General features: G+C 28.9%; 12 protein-coding genes and 2 riboswitches. Of the genes, 1 reads left to right on the forward strand and 11 read right to left on the reverse strand.

From position 1 onward, the window contains the following. Positions 1-20: 20 nt before the first annotated feature. The 10 genes from hypF to A500_RS07010 form a co-directional block, all read right to left on the reverse strand. The gene (gene hypF, locus A500_RS06965; protein WP_016206879.1) at positions 21-2354 is read right to left on the reverse strand and encodes a carbamoyltransferase HypF; all 2334 of its coding nucleotides are present in this window, start codon (positions 2352-2354) and stop codon (positions 21-23) included. 14 nt (positions 2355-2368) lie between these two features. Continuing rightward, entirely contained in the window at positions 2369-2812 is a 444-nt protein-coding gene (locus A500_RS06970) for a hydrogenase maturation protease (protein ID WP_016206880.1), read from the reverse strand. Then, the gene (locus tag A500_RS06975; protein WP_016206881.1) at positions 2809-4200 is read right to left on the reverse strand and encodes a nickel-dependent hydrogenase large subunit; all 1392 of its coding nucleotides are present in this window, start codon (positions 4198-4200) and stop codon (positions 2809-2811) included. The genes A500_RS06970 and A500_RS06975 overlap by 4 nt, the downstream gene beginning before the upstream one ends. Before the next feature lie 9 nt (positions 4201-4209). Continuing rightward, positions 4210-5007 (reverse strand): hydrogenase small subunit, encoded by a 798-nt coding sequence (locus A500_RS06980; protein ID WP_479723486.1) that lies wholly within the window; start codon positions 5005-5007, stop codon positions 4210-4212. Between the two features lie 240 nt (positions 5008-5247). After that, positions 5248-5682: a prealbumin-like fold domain-containing protein gene (locus A500_RS06985; RefSeq protein WP_016206883.1), complete on the reverse strand. Its 435-nt coding sequence runs from the start codon at positions 5680-5682 to the stop codon at positions 5248-5250. Positions 5683-5726: 44 nt separating this feature from the next. Then, positions 5727-8195 (reverse strand): SpaA isopeptide-forming pilin-related protein, encoded by a 2469-nt coding sequence (locus A500_RS06990; protein ID WP_040436619.1) that lies wholly within the window; start codon positions 8193-8195, stop codon positions 5727-5729. Further along, a complete protein-coding gene (locus A500_RS06995) occupies positions 8192-9943 on the reverse strand; it encodes a collagen binding domain-containing protein (protein WP_040436621.1) in 1752 nt (583 codons plus the stop codon). Before A500_RS06995 ends, A500_RS06990 begins: the two co-directional genes overlap by 4 nt. 49 nt (positions 9944-9992) lie before the next feature. After that, a riboswitch (cyclic di-GMP riboswitch) is annotated at positions 9993-10074 on the reverse strand. A 100-nt stretch (positions 10075-10174) separates the two neighbouring features. Continuing rightward, positions 10175-11239: an SIR2 family protein gene (locus A500_RS07000; protein ID WP_016206884.1), complete on the reverse strand. Its 1065-nt coding sequence runs from the start codon at positions 11237-11239 to the stop codon at positions 10175-10177. A 173-nt stretch (positions 11240-11412) separates the two neighbouring features. After that, positions 11413-12006 carry an HDIG domain-containing protein gene (locus tag A500_RS07005; RefSeq protein WP_016206885.1) on the reverse strand — a complete coding sequence of 198 codons (594 nt, stop codon included), beginning with the start codon at positions 12004-12006 and terminating at the stop codon, positions 11413-11415. A 258-nt stretch (positions 12007-12264) separates the two neighbouring features. Then, positions 12265-13740: a leucyl aminopeptidase gene (locus A500_RS07010; RefSeq protein WP_016206886.1), complete on the reverse strand. Its 1476-nt coding sequence runs from the start codon at positions 13738-13740 to the stop codon at positions 12265-12267. A 413-nt stretch (positions 13741-14153) separates the two neighbouring features. Here A500_RS07010 and A500_RS07015 point away from each other — a divergent pair, with 413 nt between their 5' ends. Then, on the forward strand, positions 14154-16166 hold the full coding sequence (locus tag A500_RS07015; RefSeq protein WP_016206887.1) for a penicillin-binding transpeptidase domain-containing protein: 2013 nt from the start codon (positions 14154-14156) through the stop codon (positions 16164-16166). Between the two features lie 223 nt (positions 16167-16389). Here the strand turns inward: A500_RS07015 and A500_RS07020 are convergent, their stop codons facing one another. After that, positions 16390-16962: a xanthine phosphoribosyltransferase gene (locus A500_RS07020; RefSeq protein ID WP_016206888.1), complete on the reverse strand. Its 573-nt coding sequence runs from the start codon at positions 16960-16962 to the stop codon at positions 16390-16392. A 92-nt stretch (positions 16963-17054) separates the two neighbouring features. Beyond that, positions 17055-17156, reverse strand: a riboswitch (purine riboswitch). Positions 17157-17181 lie beyond the last annotated feature (25 nt).

The following is a 17181-nucleotide window of genomic DNA, read 5'->3' on the forward strand; positions in this document are numbered from 1 at the left end:
CTTCATTATCATAAATATAATTAATTTTCCTTTAATAAAGCACTAGCTATATAAAGTTGTCCAAAAGATAATCCTCCATCATTTGTAGGAACTTTCTTATTATAAAAAACTTCGAATCCCTTCGCAGTTAGTTTTTTATATATATTTTTTAATAAATATTCATTTTCAAACACTCCACCACTAAGAACAACTTTATTAATATTCTCCTTTTCCCTTAAAATATAAAGTAAGTCACAAGTTGCATAGATTAATGAGTTATGAAATTTAGCGGATATATTTGAATGAGATTCTCCATCTTTTATATCCTTTAGTACACCTTCTATTATTCTTTTATATTCTATCTGAAGAACTTTCTCATTTTCTCTGATATCATATAAATAGCATTCATTTATATTCTCATTAATGATATTTTCTAATTCTATAGCGGCTTGTCCATCGTAGGATATATAATTTCTTACCCCTATAAGGGAGGATATACAGTCAAATAGTCTTCCAATGCTAGAAGATAAAAAACAATTTATTCCTGATTTCAAAGCTTGTATAACAGCTTCAGCTTCTTCTTTATCTATATAATTAATTATTTCTAGAGGATTATAATCCAAAGAATTCAGATAGCTTACTGCACATCTCCACGGTTCTTTTATTGCCTTATATCCTCCTTGGATATTTACATATTGTAATTGACCAACTCTTCTAAACGACTTTCTATTTCCAACAAGAAATTCTCCACCCCATACCGCTCCATCTAATCCAAAGCCAGTTCCATCAAAAATAACTCCAATTGTATTTTCATATATTGAGTTTTCTGCCATACAGCTTACCATATGTGCATGATGATGTTGAACTTGTATTTTATTTATTTTTTGACTTTTTACATAATTAGTACTTGTATATGAAGGGTGCATATCATGCACTAATATATATTTTTTGACATCAAGTAAATTAACAAAGTGATTAATTACATACTTAAAATTATTGTAACAATTAAAATCCTCCAAATTCCCTAAGTATTGACTTAAATAAGAATAGCCATTTTTTGAAACACAAACTGTATTTTTCTGTTCACCACCAACTGCTATAATTTCATATTTTTCATTAACCTTTGATATATATGGTGCGTATCCCCTCCCTATCCTTATAACTTTTTCATCATTATTTATGACTTTCACAACAGAGTCATCTTCTTCAATATAAATATCTCTATCATGCATTAAAAAATAATCAGCTACTCTATTCAAATTATTTAATGCCTCATTATTTTCATATTCCATTAGCATATTACTTATGTTTCCACTAGTCATAACTAAAAAACGTAATTCTTCATCTAATAGTAGATGATGTAACCCTGTATATGGCAGCATAACTCCTAATGAGTTTTGTTTTGGTGATATAGCTTTTGATAATAAAAAGGAGGGTTTCTTTTTCAAAATTACAATAGGTCTTTTATTACTTTTCAATGTTTCTTCTTCTTTAGCTGATAATTGACAAACCTCTTTTACAGCATTAATATCCTTTGCCATTATTGCTAATGGTTTATGTGGTCTTTGCTTTTTATTTCTAAGAAGTTTAATAACAGCTTCATTTTTAGCATCACAAACTAAGTGAAATCCTCCAATACCTTTAACTGCTAGTATTTTTCCTGCCTTAAGCAACTCTTTAGCTTCATCAATTACATTCTTACATTCAATTATTTTCCCTTCATTGTCTACTAAAGAAATACTTGGCCCACATTTTTTGCAACAATTTGGCTCAGTATGAAATCTTCTACTTAATGGATTATTGTATTCATCATTACAATCTTTACACATTATGAATTTTTCCATAGTTGTATAGTTTCTATCATAAGGTAAACCCTTAATTATAGAATATCTCGGCCCGCAATTAGTACAATTTGTAAATACATATTTATATCTATTAGTTTCACTTTTTTGTATCTCCTCTAAACATTTTTCGCAAATTGCTACATCTGGCGAAATAAACTTTAACAAATTTTTTTCATTGACACTTTCTTTAATCTGAAAAATATCTTTATAAAGATTCTTTCTATGTGAAGATTCTCCTTTTATAAATTTACATTGAAATTTTTCAATTTTAGCAATAGGAGGAGGATTATTTAAAATACTTAGTATAAATCTTTTCAAATTATCTCTTGTTCCTTGGCAATAAATTTCCACAGCTCCCCCTACATTCTTAACATATCCTGAAATATTGTAAATAGTGGCATTTTTATATACAAAAGGCCTAAATCCAACACCCTGCACTATTCCCTCTATTTTTATTTCATATTGAAGAGTTTTATAATACTTTAAATAATAGTATTTTGAAGTCTTATTTAATAAAAAAGTATTTTCCATATTTGAGTATCCCTCTAGTTTACGATTTTTTTTATTTCATTTAAAATATTTTGAGAAATTAATTTTAGCTTTTTCTGCAAAATACAATCTAGTCCAATTCCAAATTCAACTTTATTAACCTCAATACCATAAATTACCCCTTTAATATTAGGATAATAAAGTTTTACTAAATCCAGAAAATTATAGTTATGCTGAGAGGACTCAACCTTATTAGAAATAAATTTATCTATTGATACAGTTGTTATTTCCCCTATATTTTTTCCATAGTAGGCTGCATCTAGAATTATTATATAATCTTCTTTTTTTATATTTCCCATAATATGTTGAAGGTTTGTTTCTCCATATATAATCCCAACTCCAATACTTGAGAGTTCATCTTCTATTTGCTCTGCCACTTTAATTCCTATTGCATCATCTTTCATAAGAATATTTCCTATTGCAATAAGCTTGAAACTCATACTAGGACCTCAACTATATTAGTATCTCCATTACTTCCAATTAAATGAGTTGCACAAGATACACAGGGATCAAAAGACCTTACAATTCTTCCGATTTCTACCGGCTCACTAATATTATTTATTTTAGAGCCAATTAATGATTTTTCTACTGACCCTGGATTGTTTAACTCATCCTTAGGAGAAAGATTCCATACTGTTGGTGTTATGATATTATAATGCTTAATTACTTTATTTTCTATTTCTATCCAATGTCCTAGAGCTCCCCTAGTGGTATCTATAAGTCCTACCCCATAAGCCTTATCAGGAATTAAATAAACCTTTTGATTATTAGACTTTAATTCCACTCTTTTTACTAAGTTCTCTAATATATTAAGTATTTTTTTGGTCTCTAAAACCCTTGCTATATTCCTATCCATACAAGAATGTCCATTTGTGTATTCTCCACTAATAATCAATCGTGCTAATGGTCCAACTTCCATGGGCAATCCATTGTATCGTGGCGCCTTTATAAAGGTATAAGCATTACTCTTAGTCAAATCTACTTCTTCTAAACCTTGTTCTTTCTTGTACCAAGAATAATGAACTTGTTCAGTAATTTTATTAGGTTCAAAGGCGTACCTAACATTATTTTCTATTACTCCTGATTTGACATACGTTATTTCTGGATCTTCATACTTATCAAAAACCCCAAAGCTCATAAAATTAGGATATGATATTCCCTTTTTAAAATAATCCGGATAATATTTAGCTATAACCTCTACATCTTCTATCATTTCATTTGATACAAAATCAGTAATTTTTCTTATAATACTTTTAACTTTCTCTATTTTGTACGCATCTATATCTACCGTAACTCCTCCAACAAAAATCCCATGATTATGCGGTGCCTTTCCCCCCAATATTGCCAAACCTTCATGTGCTAATCTACTTAATTCAATACTTTTAACATAATGTTCTCCTATAATATTGTTAATTTTGCTTGGAAGTCTATAATCGTTGTATTGGCTATTTTCAGCTAATTTTACGCTATAAATTTTTGCATAGCTAGGAATAGAAAGTAGGTAGAAATGTCTTAAATGATTTTGAATAAATTCAAAACCATGCATAATGTCTCTTATATAGCTATCATTTAAGGTAACTTGAACCTTTAATGCATCTTCTAAAGCTAAAGTAGATGCCATAGAATGAGCCGCTGAACATATTCCACAAATTCTTTCTGTAAAATATATACAATCTAGTGCTGGTCTTCCCTTTAACATTTCCTCAAATCCTCTAAAAAGTAAGCCACTAGCAGTTGCCTGTACAATTGTATCTTTTTCTACTTCTGCTTTAACATCTAAGAAACCACTTATTCTTGTAACTGGGTCTATAGTAATTCTTTTTATCATAACTCCTCCTTAATATTTTACAAAAGGCTCATTTCCATCTGGAAAAGTTGATTTTGCACAACCTATACAATTAGTATTATCACCAATAGGCCAATTAATATAGCCATTCCATTTTCTCCTTGGGCAATCAGTTTTTGTGCTTGGTCCTCTGCAACCAAGTTTAATCATACAACCCTCTTCCCCAAAGTTTTTTGCAAAAATACCTTCTTCAAAAAAGCCTCTTCTTGTACAAGTATTATGAATTGTAAAACTATAAAAAAGAAGTGGTCTTCCCTCACTATCTAACTCTGGGACACCATATCCAACTAAATGAGCTAAAGTCCCCACTACCCAATCAGGATGACATGGACATCCTGGCAACTTAATCACCTGACGATTTAAAACTTCTTGTACACTTTTGCTTTCTGAAGGATTTGGCTTTGCTGCTGAAATTCCTCCATGAGAAGCACATGTTCCTACTGCTACAACATACTTTGCTTTTGCACCAGCTAATTCTATAGCTTCTAAAGCTGTAATAGCCTTCCCATTATAATTTGCAATAATATTATAAGCTCCTTTTTCTTTTGTTGAGACAGCTCCATCTACTAGTAATATGAATTCTGTATCAAGTGTCTCTAAAAACTTCTCAAAAGCAGCATCTCCTTCATTACCCATAAGTGTATTGTTAAAAGTAAAATTTACTATACTAGTTAAAATATCATACAACCCTGGATTTTCACTATTTAATAGGGATATTATATTACCAGAACATCCAGTTACTTCAAGCCACATAGCATTTATTTTTTTACTTTCTTGTTTTTTAATCATTTGTGATATATCTTCTTGAAGTCTTCTTGCTGTACTTAATTTATCTTTTTTAATAAAACACTCTCCTTTACTACTCATCCTTTTCCCCTTTTATATCGCTCAATTATAATCTATGCATAAATCATTATAAGTATTAAGCCAAAATTAATATATTAATAAAAATAGCCCCAGAACATCTGACGCTATTTTTGTTAAACAATATAAACTTTGTTATTAAACTTAATTAGACAAGTATATAGATTAACTTATCTTACTTCTTCTTAAGAATAGGTAAACTCCTCCTAATGCTGTTATTACTCCAACTATAATTATAGCCCTTGGATCAAATTTATTTCCTGTGTTAGGTAAAACATTTAATACCTTGTCTATAATTTTTTCTGATTCATTTTTAACTGTAAAGTTTTGTGTCTCTGGAGATTTCACTTTAATTTCTAATTGTTTATTACCTAAAATATATCCCTTAGGAGCCTTTGTTTCTTTAATAATATACTCACCGTAATCTATATTACTAAATGTTACAAGCCCATCTTCTTTAGAAACTTCTTTAGAAATCACATTACCCTCTCTATCATATAAAGTGAATTCTGCTCCTTTAAGAAGTTTTCCCTTCATATCAGTTTTAGTTATTATAACTACTCCTTTAATCTTATTATTTATTACTTCATAGTCATACACTTTCTGATTTTTATCTATAAATACATTTATTACGCCTTTTGAAGCTATATATCCTCTGGTGCTTTTGTTTCTTTTATTATATATTTACCATAAATAAGATTTTCAAATAAAACAACCCCATCTTCTCCTGATGATAATTTATCAATTTCTTTGCCTTCCATATCATATAATGTGAATTCTGAATCCTTAAGGACCTTTTTATTATCATCTAATTTGATTATTTTAACAGAACCTCTTATTTTATTATTAGATATACTTTCTGGATTTGCCTTTACAGTTACTTCATTTTCTTTTATTTCCGCCTTTAATTCTTCTTCTGAAAGAACATATCCTTCTGGTGCTTTTGTTTCTTTTATTATATATCTTCCATATTCTATATTCTTAAATTCTACTTTCCCATCTTTACTACTTATACTTACTGCTATAGGCTTTTCATAATTTGTATCTGTTGATTTGTAAAGTGTGAACTCAGCCCCTTGTAATATTTCTTTGTTTTCTCCTAATTTTGTGAATTCTATATTTCCTCTTATTTTTGTATTAGAAATGCTTTCTGGATTTGCTTTTATGATTATTCCATTTTCTTTTATTTCAGCAGTTAATTTTTCTTCTGAAAGAATATATCCCTCTGATGCCCTTGTTTCTTTTATTACATACCTACCATACTCTATATTTTTAAACTCTACTTTTCCACTTTCATCACTTTCAACTACTGATATTGGATTTTTATAATCTTCATCAACTTCATTATAAAGTGTAAACTCTGCTCCTTGTAATGCTTCCTTACTTTCTCCTAGCTTTGTAAATTCTATATTTCCTCTTATTTTTGTATTAGAAATGCTTTCTGGATTTGCTTTTATAGTTGTTCCATTTTCTTTTATTTCAGCCCTTAATATTTCTTCTGAAAGAACATATCCTTCTGGTGCTTTTGTCTCTTTTATTGCATATTTACCATATTCTATATTATTGAATTCCACACTTCCACTTTCATCACTTATAATTACTGCTATAGGATTTTCATATCTTATATCTGTTGCTTTATAAAGTGTAAATGTTGCTCCTTGCAATACTTCATTGCCTTCTCCTAGCTTCGTAAATTCTATATTTCCTCTTATCTTCGTATTGGATATACTTTCTGGATTTGCTTTAATCACCTTTCCATCTTCAGTTATACTAGCATTTAATGTTTTATTTGAAATAACATATCCCTCTGGTGCCTTTGTTTCTTTAATAATATAGTCGCCATACTCAACATTTTTAAACTCCACTTTTCCCGCTTCATTACTTATAGCTACCATCAATGGATTTTGGTAATCAGTATCTGACTTACTGTAAAGCGTAAACTCAGCATCTTTAATGGTTTTACCATTTTCTCCAAACTTAAAGAATTCAATTTCACCTGTAATAATTCTATTTTTATAATTATAGGATATATTCTTTTTATCTTCACTATTTTTAATCTGGAACCTATATACTTCATTTCCTAAAATATATCCTGTAGGTGCTTGCTTTTCCCTAACATAATAATCTATGTCAAATTTTAATTTATCAAATACTATTTCTCCATTACCTTCTGTTGGTTGTGAAGTTCTTATTACATTTTGATATCTATCAAGTAATTCAAATACTGCACCTTGTAATCTTATATTTTCATTATTACTATTTACCTTTATAACTTTAATACTCCCAGTTTCACCAATACCACCACCACCGGCGCCTTGAAATATAACATCAACATTTCCTGAACTTGATGATTCAATTAATCCAGTTCCTTTGAAAGATATAGAGTTAGTAAATGGAGTTTTCTTTTTATCTACTACATTAGTTCTAAAAGTTAATATATAAGCGTCTTCTATCTTACCTGGCAATATAAAGTTAAATTCTCTTGTGGAAACATTATACTTTACATTATCTTTTCCTAAACTGATTTCCTCTCCTCTTTCTAGCTTTCCATCTTGTTTTAAAACTTGCTTATACAATTTTACAGAAGTAGTATCTAATTCAAGTCCCTCTTGAAGATTATCTGTAAGAACAATATCTGTGATAGGAACCTTATTAGAGTTAAATATTACATTCCAATCAATATAAGAATTTCCTCTAGTATAGTCAGCTTTTTTATCAATTAAAGTATTCTTTATTTTTCCTATTCCCGTACTTTCTACTCCACTAGGCACCAAATCTGTTATTAGCTTTGCAGTATTTCTTATTTCCTTTTCTCCATTATTATTAAATATAGAAGTATCTGTAATTTTAGTTTTAAAAGTTATTACTTGCTCATTATTTATTTCACTTGGAAAATTATAAGTTAATGTTCTAGTACTTTCATCATAGGTATAATTTAATTTATCTGCAATACTACCATTAAGCATAACAGAATCTACAACAAACTCTTGCCCTTTATTTATAGTATCTAAAACTTTAGCATTAGGAAGTTTGATCTTATTTTTATTAACAACAATCTTCCATGTAACTTCTCTTGTAATATAATTATAATCTTGACTAGTCTTATTTATCACTTCACTTTGGACCTTTGAGTTCCTTGGGATTTTGAAGTTATAATATTATCTCCTGTTAATTTAGCTTCATTATAATAATTCTGATCTTTATTTCCTGCATACACATTACTATCTGTTACTCTCGTCCTAAATGTTATTACATAGGGCTCATTAATATCACTATTAAAACTATAAGTTAATGTTCCTGTTTTCTGTTTGTCTCCACTCTCTGCCTTCAAATAATTAAAACTTCCTCCTGGAGTGCTTTTATCTATAGATGCTGATCCTTCTACATATTCTTGACCAACTCTTATTTCATCGCTAATAATAGCATTTTTTATTAATATCTTATTAGTATTTATAGTAATTTTCCATGTAATTTCGCCTGTAGCTGCATTGTATCCTATACCTTGTTTATTAATGATGCTACTCGGTACTCCTACCCCCTTAGTATCTGATGCATTACTTGGAACACCGCTTCCAGTTAAGGTTACTTTATTGTTATAAGTTTTTCCTGTGTTAGAGTTATAAGCTGCTTCATCTGTTACTTCTGTAGAAAATTCTATTTTATGTGGCTCATTGATAGCCCATGGGAAAGTGTATATAAACTTTTGCCCGTCTATACTATAATTACTATTTGTTTCAATTCCATCTACCTTAACACTTCCTGGCACAAATGTTAATCCGGCAGGTATATCATCTACAGTTACAGCATTTGGTATATTTTGAGAATTATTGTTTACATAAATACTCCAATTAATTCTTTTTGTTAATGCATCATACTTCCCATCTTTTCTGACAAAATCAGTTTTTATTCCAACTGATGCTTCGTTAGAGTTTACAGAAGTTCCATCATGCTTAAAAATTGCTGTGTTATATTGATATATTGTGGCTCCTTCATCTTCAGAAAGTTTTGAATCTGTTACTTTCGTCTTAAAGGTAATTATTTGAGTTGTTTCTATAACATTTGGAAAATTATAAGTTAATTTTTTGCTACTTAAATCATAATTGTAATTTGCCTCTTGAGGGGTAGCTCCATTTATTTTAACTGAATTAGGTACGAATTCTTGACCTTTTTGTATATCATCAATGACTTGAGCAGCATATACTTTAACATTTTCTGGATTAACTATTACCTTCCAAGTTATTTCATTTCTTGAAGCATCATATGACCCTTCCTTTTTGATAGAAGCATTAGGAATTTCAGGTTGTTCAAAATCTACGTTAATTATTATAGGCTCTGAATTTCCTCCAACTTCAAATTTAATAGGTATTGGATTATTATTTCCAATTGCATCAATATTAAATTGAGTATCTATATAAAAATACCCTGATATATTAGAATTATTTTCGGCAAATTCATTAAATGTAATAACAACTGCTCCGTCAGTATTTATTACAATATTTGCAATAGTTTCTCCATTTTCAAGATTGATAGGGAAATTTAGTGTACCTATTATTTGGATTTCCTTAGGTATTTGCATCACATAGGTATCACCCTTTTTTACTACTTCTTCATTTGGTATAGCAAACTTATAGGTCAATTTAACCTCTGCATTTTTACTTATAGGATTTGATGAATCATTTATTGGCTTTCCATTTTCATCTGTTAAACTTACTTCAGTTATAAAATTAAATTTCCCTGTAATATCTGTAGCATTCGCGGATAATGTAGGAATGATCGAGAAGAATTGAAATAGCATAGCAATAAATGCTATAAAATTAAATAATTTTTTCCTTGGCTTAGCTTTCTGTTTTTCTCTGTTCATAAAAGACCCCTTCCATAATTATTTTTTAAAATAAAAAAACCGACCTTAATTTAATCAAGGTCGGTTGCACTACTGACTCCGTATATACAAGTGCCCAAATTAGTATATACATCAACATCTCCTTAAAAATCTCGAACAATTTATTTATTAAAAATAATTTTACCATAAATTGTATTTTTAGTAAATTGTTTGAAAGGGTTGTTGTTAAACTTTTATTTTATTATTTTGTTTTTATTTAGCTATAATATCTTCTATTATATTAGAAATATCATTATAATCCTCTACCCATATAATATTTATTCCTAACTGTTCAAAGGATTTTTCGTGTAAATCATTATTTATAATATTTACTTTTTTTAAGATATCATTATTTATATTTATATCATTTGAATCATATTTAAAGTTTTTTCTTCTCATGATTGCATAATGTTTTTTCATCTTATTCTTTCTATTAGCTATGGATAAAATTCTTCTTAAATTAGGATCTGTTAATGATAATCCTATCATTAATGTAGTGTTTTCTCTAAGAAAATTTAGTTGTGTTATATTGGTCCATGAATAAGGATCATTATATAAACTATGATATCTATCTTCTGAGAATACTAATAAGCTCTCATATAGCTTTTCATATTGACTTGGGTGACGTGGCAAAAAACCATGCACATGATAAATCCCTAATTTATCTGAGGTCGTATAATCCAGTTCACTATATAGGGAATGATACTGAATGTTATATTTATCAAAATTGTCTTCTAATAAATCATCAAAATTATATGTGACAATAGCTTTAACTCCTACCCCAGCCCTTCTTTTTAAACATAATTTTGAAATGCTATCTAATAATTTTGAGTTTCCATTATCTCCGCTTATATTTTTATATAATAAGTTAGCTAAACTTTCTTCAAAAGAATCTCCCAATGTAGCTTTTATAAATGCTGATTGAAGCAATGGTGATTTATTATTTACCTCTTTAATTTGCTTGATTATAAAGTCTGCCTCCTGAGAAGTTATTTTAATATTTTTTTGCTCTAACTCCTTCATTATCATAAGTATCAATAAGTCAGACATTAAATCATTCCAATCACCTATGCCTGCATCTTTTGATATACCAGCACCTAAAAATAATGCTAGTTCATCTTTTTTATAAATATTTTTTATCTCATTAATTCTTTCTTTTCTTAGCTCTTTCCAATTATCATTATCATGTATTAATCCCTTATTAACTAAATCATTTACTGTATATTCATGATTATATACATCTTTAATTAAACTTCTAGTATCACTTTCACTTTTCATGGCTTAGTACTCTCTTTCTAAATAGGCTTAGTATTAATTTATGCTTTAGTGTTAAATAAGTATTTTCATATTAATAAATTTATTTTAAATCTAATTTAGTTAGAGTAAGTTTCAGTAATAATTTTGGTCTTATTTGCCTTAATAATATATGTCATTATATAGACTATTAGTCATTACTTAGATTCTTTATATACTACCATTTTATTATTAATATCTTCTTCACAAGAACGCATAGCTAGTATCGTTTCTTCAAATAACTTATCAAGCTCCCATCCTAAACTCTCTGCCCCTTGCTTAATTACATCACGAGAACATCCAGCTGCAAACTTTTTGTCCTTAAACTTCTTTTTAATACTTGAAATTTCCATATCCATAACACTTTTAGATGGTCTCATTCTTGCAGCAGCACCAATTAATCCTGTAAGTTCATCAACTGCAAATAAAACTTTTTCCATTTGATGTTCAGGTTTAGGTTGTGGCTTTGAACAAAGACCATATCCATGGCTGGCTACAGCTCTAATTAATCTTTCATCAATTCCACACTCTCTCATAATTTCTTGTGTTTTACTGCAATGTTCTTCTGGATACATTTCGAAATCTAAATCATGCAGTAATCCTACATTAGCCCAAAAATCAGATTCTTCTTCATATCCTAACTTTATTGCAAAATATCTCATAGCACCTTCAACTGTTAAAGCATGCTGGATATGGAATTCTTCCTTATTATATTCTGTAAGCAATTTCCATGCTTCTTCTCTTGTTATCATTTCATTTCCTCCCTTTATATTTTGTAATTTTGAACTTCAAATAATTTTATAAAAATAACCTAATACTTTTATAAACTGCTCACTTCCCTTATTATATTTATTCATAATTATAACACTTATATAAATAACTGTATATTTATTATAGATATTTATTGATATAATAGTAATTGTAAACACACTATATTAATAATCTTATAAATTTTGAGGGTATGCATAATAATATATACATACCCTCTTCTTATTAACTAAAATAATTTTTTATTTACTTCTTCTCTTAACTAATTCATATAATGTATGAACCGGAGCACCTGTTCCACCTTTAACAGTTAAATCAGTTTTCTTGTCTGCCCAAGCTGTTCCAGCTATATCTAAATGTAACCATGGTTTATTTTGAACAAACTCTCCTATAAATAATCCTGCTGTAATAGTCCCTGCATTTCTTCCTGGACTATTATTTAAATCAGCTATTTCTGATTTTACCATTTCCTTATATTCATCAAATGATGGTAATTGCCAGAACTTTTCTCCAGTATAAGCTGAGGCTTCTTTAAGCTCTCCATAGAACTTATCATTATTTGTAACAACTGCTGTTGTTGTATCTCCAAGAGCTACTAAAGCTGCTCCTGTTAAAGTTGCTAAATCAATAACTTCATTGGCATTTTCCTTTTCTATAACATAATTAACTGCATCCACTAAAGTTAATCTTCCTTCAGCATCTGTGTTTCTTATTTCTATAGTCTTACCTGCCATACTTCCTATTATATCACCTGGCTTATAAGCTCCTCCAGAAATCATATTTTCACAAGCTGCCACAACTGCTACAACATTAACTTTTAATTGTCTATTAGCAATTATAGACATTGCTCCTATAACTGAAGCTGCTCCACCCATATCTGATTTCATATCAACCATTCCTGATGTAGGCTTAATTGAATATCCACCTGAATCATATGTTAAGCCTTTTCCTACAAGACCTAATATTTCTCCTTTTTGTTCTGGATTACCGAAATATCTCATCACTATAAGTTTAGGTTCTTTTTCTGAAGCCTTTGCTACACTATAAAAAGCTTCCATTTTTAGTTCTTTTATCTTTTCAACACCATGAACTTCTACTTCAAATCCATTTTGTTTTCCAGCTTTAACTGCTTCTTCTGCTAAAGTTTCTGGATAAAGAACATTTGCAGGTTCGTTAACTAAATCCCTTGCTAATATTATTCCCTTTGCAACTTCATTTCCTTCTTCTATAGCTGATACTATTTCTGGAGTTGCTTCCTTTAGTCCACATCTTGCGATTGAAACTGTTAAATCATTTTCTTCCTTTGAATTTGTTTTATATCTATCAAATTTATATCCAGCTAATTGTGCTGCTATTGTCGCATTTTTTACCATTTCTTCTATTTGTAGCACTTCTGTTTTTGGTAATCTCAAGAACACTGTACTAACTTTTAATTCATTTGCTTTTCTTATTGCTTTAGCAGTTACCTTTCTAATTGTATCAACTGTTAAATCTTCTTCTTTACCTAAACCTAACAATATAATAGTTTGAATTGTTTCATTTACATCTAATGTGAATGTATATAAATCACCTTTTTTTCCATTAAATAAATTTCTGCCATTAGCTAAAACAATATGCTTATTTACTTCTTCCTTTGAAAAAGTAAGATTATCTTCAAATAAATAAATTACTTTAATGTCTCCTTGTGAACAAGTAAAACTTCTATATGATACTTTCATTTAATCACCTCATCTAAAATATCTTTTTATCATAATAACACTATTATAAAATCTATTCAATGGATAATAATTATTATTTGTTTGAAAAATTTTTTTATTTTAAGAATTGTTTTAATTTATTGTATAAAAACTTTATTTTTGTAAATAATACTAATGTAGATACAAAACCTGTTTAATACAGGTCCCATCCCCCATTTATTTATAAAGCGCTTCGGCGCTTTTTTGTTTTTTAAACTTATTTTTGAATTTTAAAAATTTTATATCATTTATAATATGTAAACAATTAATTAATGATATAATTTATATAAGGCTCTTCTACACAATTAAAATTGAATTTTTTAACCAAGCCTTATTAGTTTTGGTTATTCGAATTATTAAATATATAATAACTTTAGGAGGTTAGATAATTTAAAATGAAAAATAAAAAATTAATTTTAATATCTTTATTATTATCATTTATGCTATTAATTAGTGGTTGTTCTAAATTAAATAAGGCTGAAAAAGCTTTTGAAACATTTTCCCAAAAGTGGACACAAAATGATTATACTGGCATGTATCAAATGTTAACTAATGATTCAAAGGCAATTATTTCAGAAGAAGATTTTACAACAAGATATACTAATATCTTTTCTGCTATAGAAGCTAATAATCTATTAATAGAAATTAATGGCGATAAAGTAAAAGAAGATGATACTATTACGATTCCTTTTAAGCTAAGTATGAATACAATTGCTGGTGATGTTAATATTTCAGATTATAAATTAAATATTATAAAAGAAGATAAAGAATTTAAGATTAAATGGGATGAAAGCTTAATCTTCCCTCAAATGACTAAAGACGATAAAGTAAGAGTTAATGTAATTCCATCAAAGAGAGGTAGTATATTAGATAAAGATGCTAATTTATTAGCTAATGATGGTATTTTAAACACTGTAGGAATTTATCCAGCAAAATTTAATTTATCAAATATTGATGCTAAAATAGCTGAAATAGCCACTACTTTAGATATTAGTGAAGAAAACATAAAAACCAAACTTGATGCAAATACAAATCCTGAACACTTTATTCCATTAGTAGATATATTACCAACAGATTCGAAGTTAAATTCGCTTAGAGGTAGAGCTGAGGACGGAATTCTTATAAAAGAAAAAGCCGGAAGAATATATACTGGTGGTGAAGCCTTTGGACGATTAATTGGCTATATTGGAAGTATAACTGCTGAAGAATTAGAAAATAACAAAGACAATGGATATAATGATACAAGCCTTATAGGTAAAGCTGGATTAGAGCAAGTATACGAAGACACTCTAAGGGGAAAAGATTCTGCTGAAATTTATATAGAACGAGGCGAAGAAAAAATAACTATTGCTAAAAAAGATGGAGAAGATGGAAATGATATTAAACTCTCTATAGATTCAGCACTTCAAAGTAAAATATACAGTGAAATGAATGGAGAAAAAGGAGCTGCTACAGCTGTTAACCCTAAAACTGGAGAAGTATTAGCTATGGTAAGTGCCCCTTCCTTTGATTCAAATGTATTTACAACCTATGTAACTAAAACTCAAAAGTCAAAATGGGAAGAAACAAATAATGCTGATGAAATAAATAGGTTTAATAAAACATATTCTCCTGGATCAACTATGAAACTTTTAACGTCTTCAATTGGGTTAGAAAATAAAATTATTGATTCGAACGCTACAAGAGATATTAAAGGACTATCTTGGCAGAAAGATAGCTCTTGGGGAGATTTTAAAATCACTCGAGTAACTGACCCTGTCAGTCCTGTAAATCTAAAGGATGCTGTTAATCATTCAGATAATATTTATTTTGGTCAAGTCGCTCTAGAATTGGGGAATAATAAATTTATTCAAGGAATTAAAAAATTTGGTATTGGAGAAGAACTAAAATTTGAATATCCTATGGAAGAGTCACAAATTTCTAATGATGGTGATTTAGGTAGAGAAATACTATTAGCAGATACAGGATATGGACAAGGAGAAATAATGGTAACTCCTTTAAATGTGGCTTTATCTTATAGTGCCCTAGCCAATAATGGAGATATAATGCAGCCTAGATTAGTAATAAGTGAAAACTCTGAATCAAATATTTGGAAGCAAAGCGCTATATTAAAAGATGATTTACCAGCATTAATAAATTCCTTCACCGCATTAATTAATGATTCTGGTGCTACCATCTCTGATGGTGTTGTTCCAGGACATAGGGTAGCTGGTAAAACAGGTACTGCTGAAATAAAAAAATCTCAAGATGATGTTAATGGAACTGAAAATGGATGGTTTGTATCTGTTGATCCAGATACAGCTAAGATTTCATTAGCCATGATTATAGAAGATGTTAAAGATAGGGGACATAGTCATGTAACTGTTCCTAAAGTTAGAAATGTTATGGAATACTATCTTAATAAGTAATTAAAGAATTATTGGGGAATCTCAAATATTTGTTTGAGATTCCTTATTTTATATCTTTTAATCATACTCATTAATTATGCTACTTAATTGAGTCCTATTTTTAGCCCCTATCTTACTCATTATTATAGGCACTATATTTCTAATAGTTCCTTCACTTAAAAATAAGACATAGCTTAAGCTAAGTCTTATAAATAATCATCTATTCTTAATTATCAATTTTCTATTACTTAAATACTACTTTATTATCTTCAAACCTATCAATTATAGCTAAAGATTCAACTCTAGCTCCCATGCCTTCTAAAACACTTCTTCCTTCTTGGAAACCTTTTTCAATAACTATTCCAATTCCAACTAAATTTGCACCTGATTGCTTAACTATATCAATCATTCCCTTAGCTGCACAACCCATTGCTAAAAAGTCATCTATTATTAGTACATTCTCACCTTCACTTAAAAATTGTTTACCTACTCTAACTTTGTAAGTTCTTTTTTTAGTAAATGAATGAACCTCCGATTCATATACTTCTTTATCTAAGTTTAAACTTTCAGTTTTCTTTGCAAAAACTACCGGTGCAAAGTCAAAATATTGAGATGCTATAGCAGCTATTCCAATTCCAGAAGCTTCAATTGTAAGAATTTTATCTATCTTTTGCCCATTAAATCTTTCTCTAAATTCTTGTCCAACTTCATTTAAAAACTTTATATCCATTTGATGATTTAGAAAACAGTCAACTTTAAGTATATTCCCTTCTCTAACTCTTCCTTCATTTATTATCTTTTCTTTTAACTTTTCCATATAATTATCCCCTTTATTACTTTGATTATTTTATAGTATTCCTTAAAAAGATTATCCCTCAAATCTACGCAATAAAGCCAAAGTTAAATACATGGCAATAATTAAATCTTCGTAGTTAGGACATTTACGGTTTCCTAGTAGAGACACTTGAACCATATCTTCAAGCATATACGAATACTATATGTTTATTTTTTTATCTATTATAACACTATTGTAAAA

This window comes from Clostridium sartagoforme AAU1 (assembly GCF_000401215.1).
In the GTDB taxonomy this organism is placed as follows: Bacteria; Bacillota; Clostridia; order Clostridiales; family Clostridiaceae; genus Clostridium; species Clostridium sartagoforme.

Coding starts and splice junctions, on each gene's coding strand:
- hypF (WP_016206879.1), bottom strand. CDS start 2,354: ATGGAAAATACTTTTTTATTAAATAAGACTTCAAAATACTATTATTTA.
- A500_RS07020 (WP_016206888.1), bottom strand. CDS start 16,962: ATGGAAAAGTTAAAAGAAAAGATAATAAATGAAGGAAGAGTTAGAGAA.
- A500_RS07015 (WP_016206887.1), top strand. CDS start 14,154: ATGAAAAATAAAAAATTAATTTTAATATCTTTATTATTATCATTTATG.
- A500_RS07000 (WP_016206884.1), bottom strand. CDS start 11,239: ATGAAAAGTGAAAGTGATACTAGAAGTTTAATTAAAGATGTATATAAT.
- A500_RS07010 (WP_016206886.1), bottom strand. CDS start 13,740: ATGAAAGTATCATATAGAAGTTTTACTTGTTCACAAGGAGACATTAAA.
- A500_RS06970 (WP_016206880.1), bottom strand. CDS start 2,812: ATGAGTTTCAAGCTTATTGCAATAGGAAATATTCTTATGAAAGATGAT.
- A500_RS06980 (WP_479723486.1), bottom strand. CDS start 5,007: ATGATTAAAAAACAAGAAAGTAAAAAAATAAATGCTATGTGGCTTGAA.
- A500_RS06995 (WP_040436621.1), bottom strand. CDS start 9,943: ATGAACAGAGAAAAACAGAAAGCTAAGCCAAGGAAAAAATTATTTAAT.
- A500_RS07005 (WP_016206885.1), bottom strand. CDS start 12,006: ATGATAACAAGAGAAGAAGCATGGAAATTGCTTACAGAATATAATAAG.
- A500_RS06975 (WP_016206881.1), bottom strand. CDS start 4,200: ATGATAAAAAGAATTACTATAGACCCAGTTACAAGAATAAGTGGTTTC.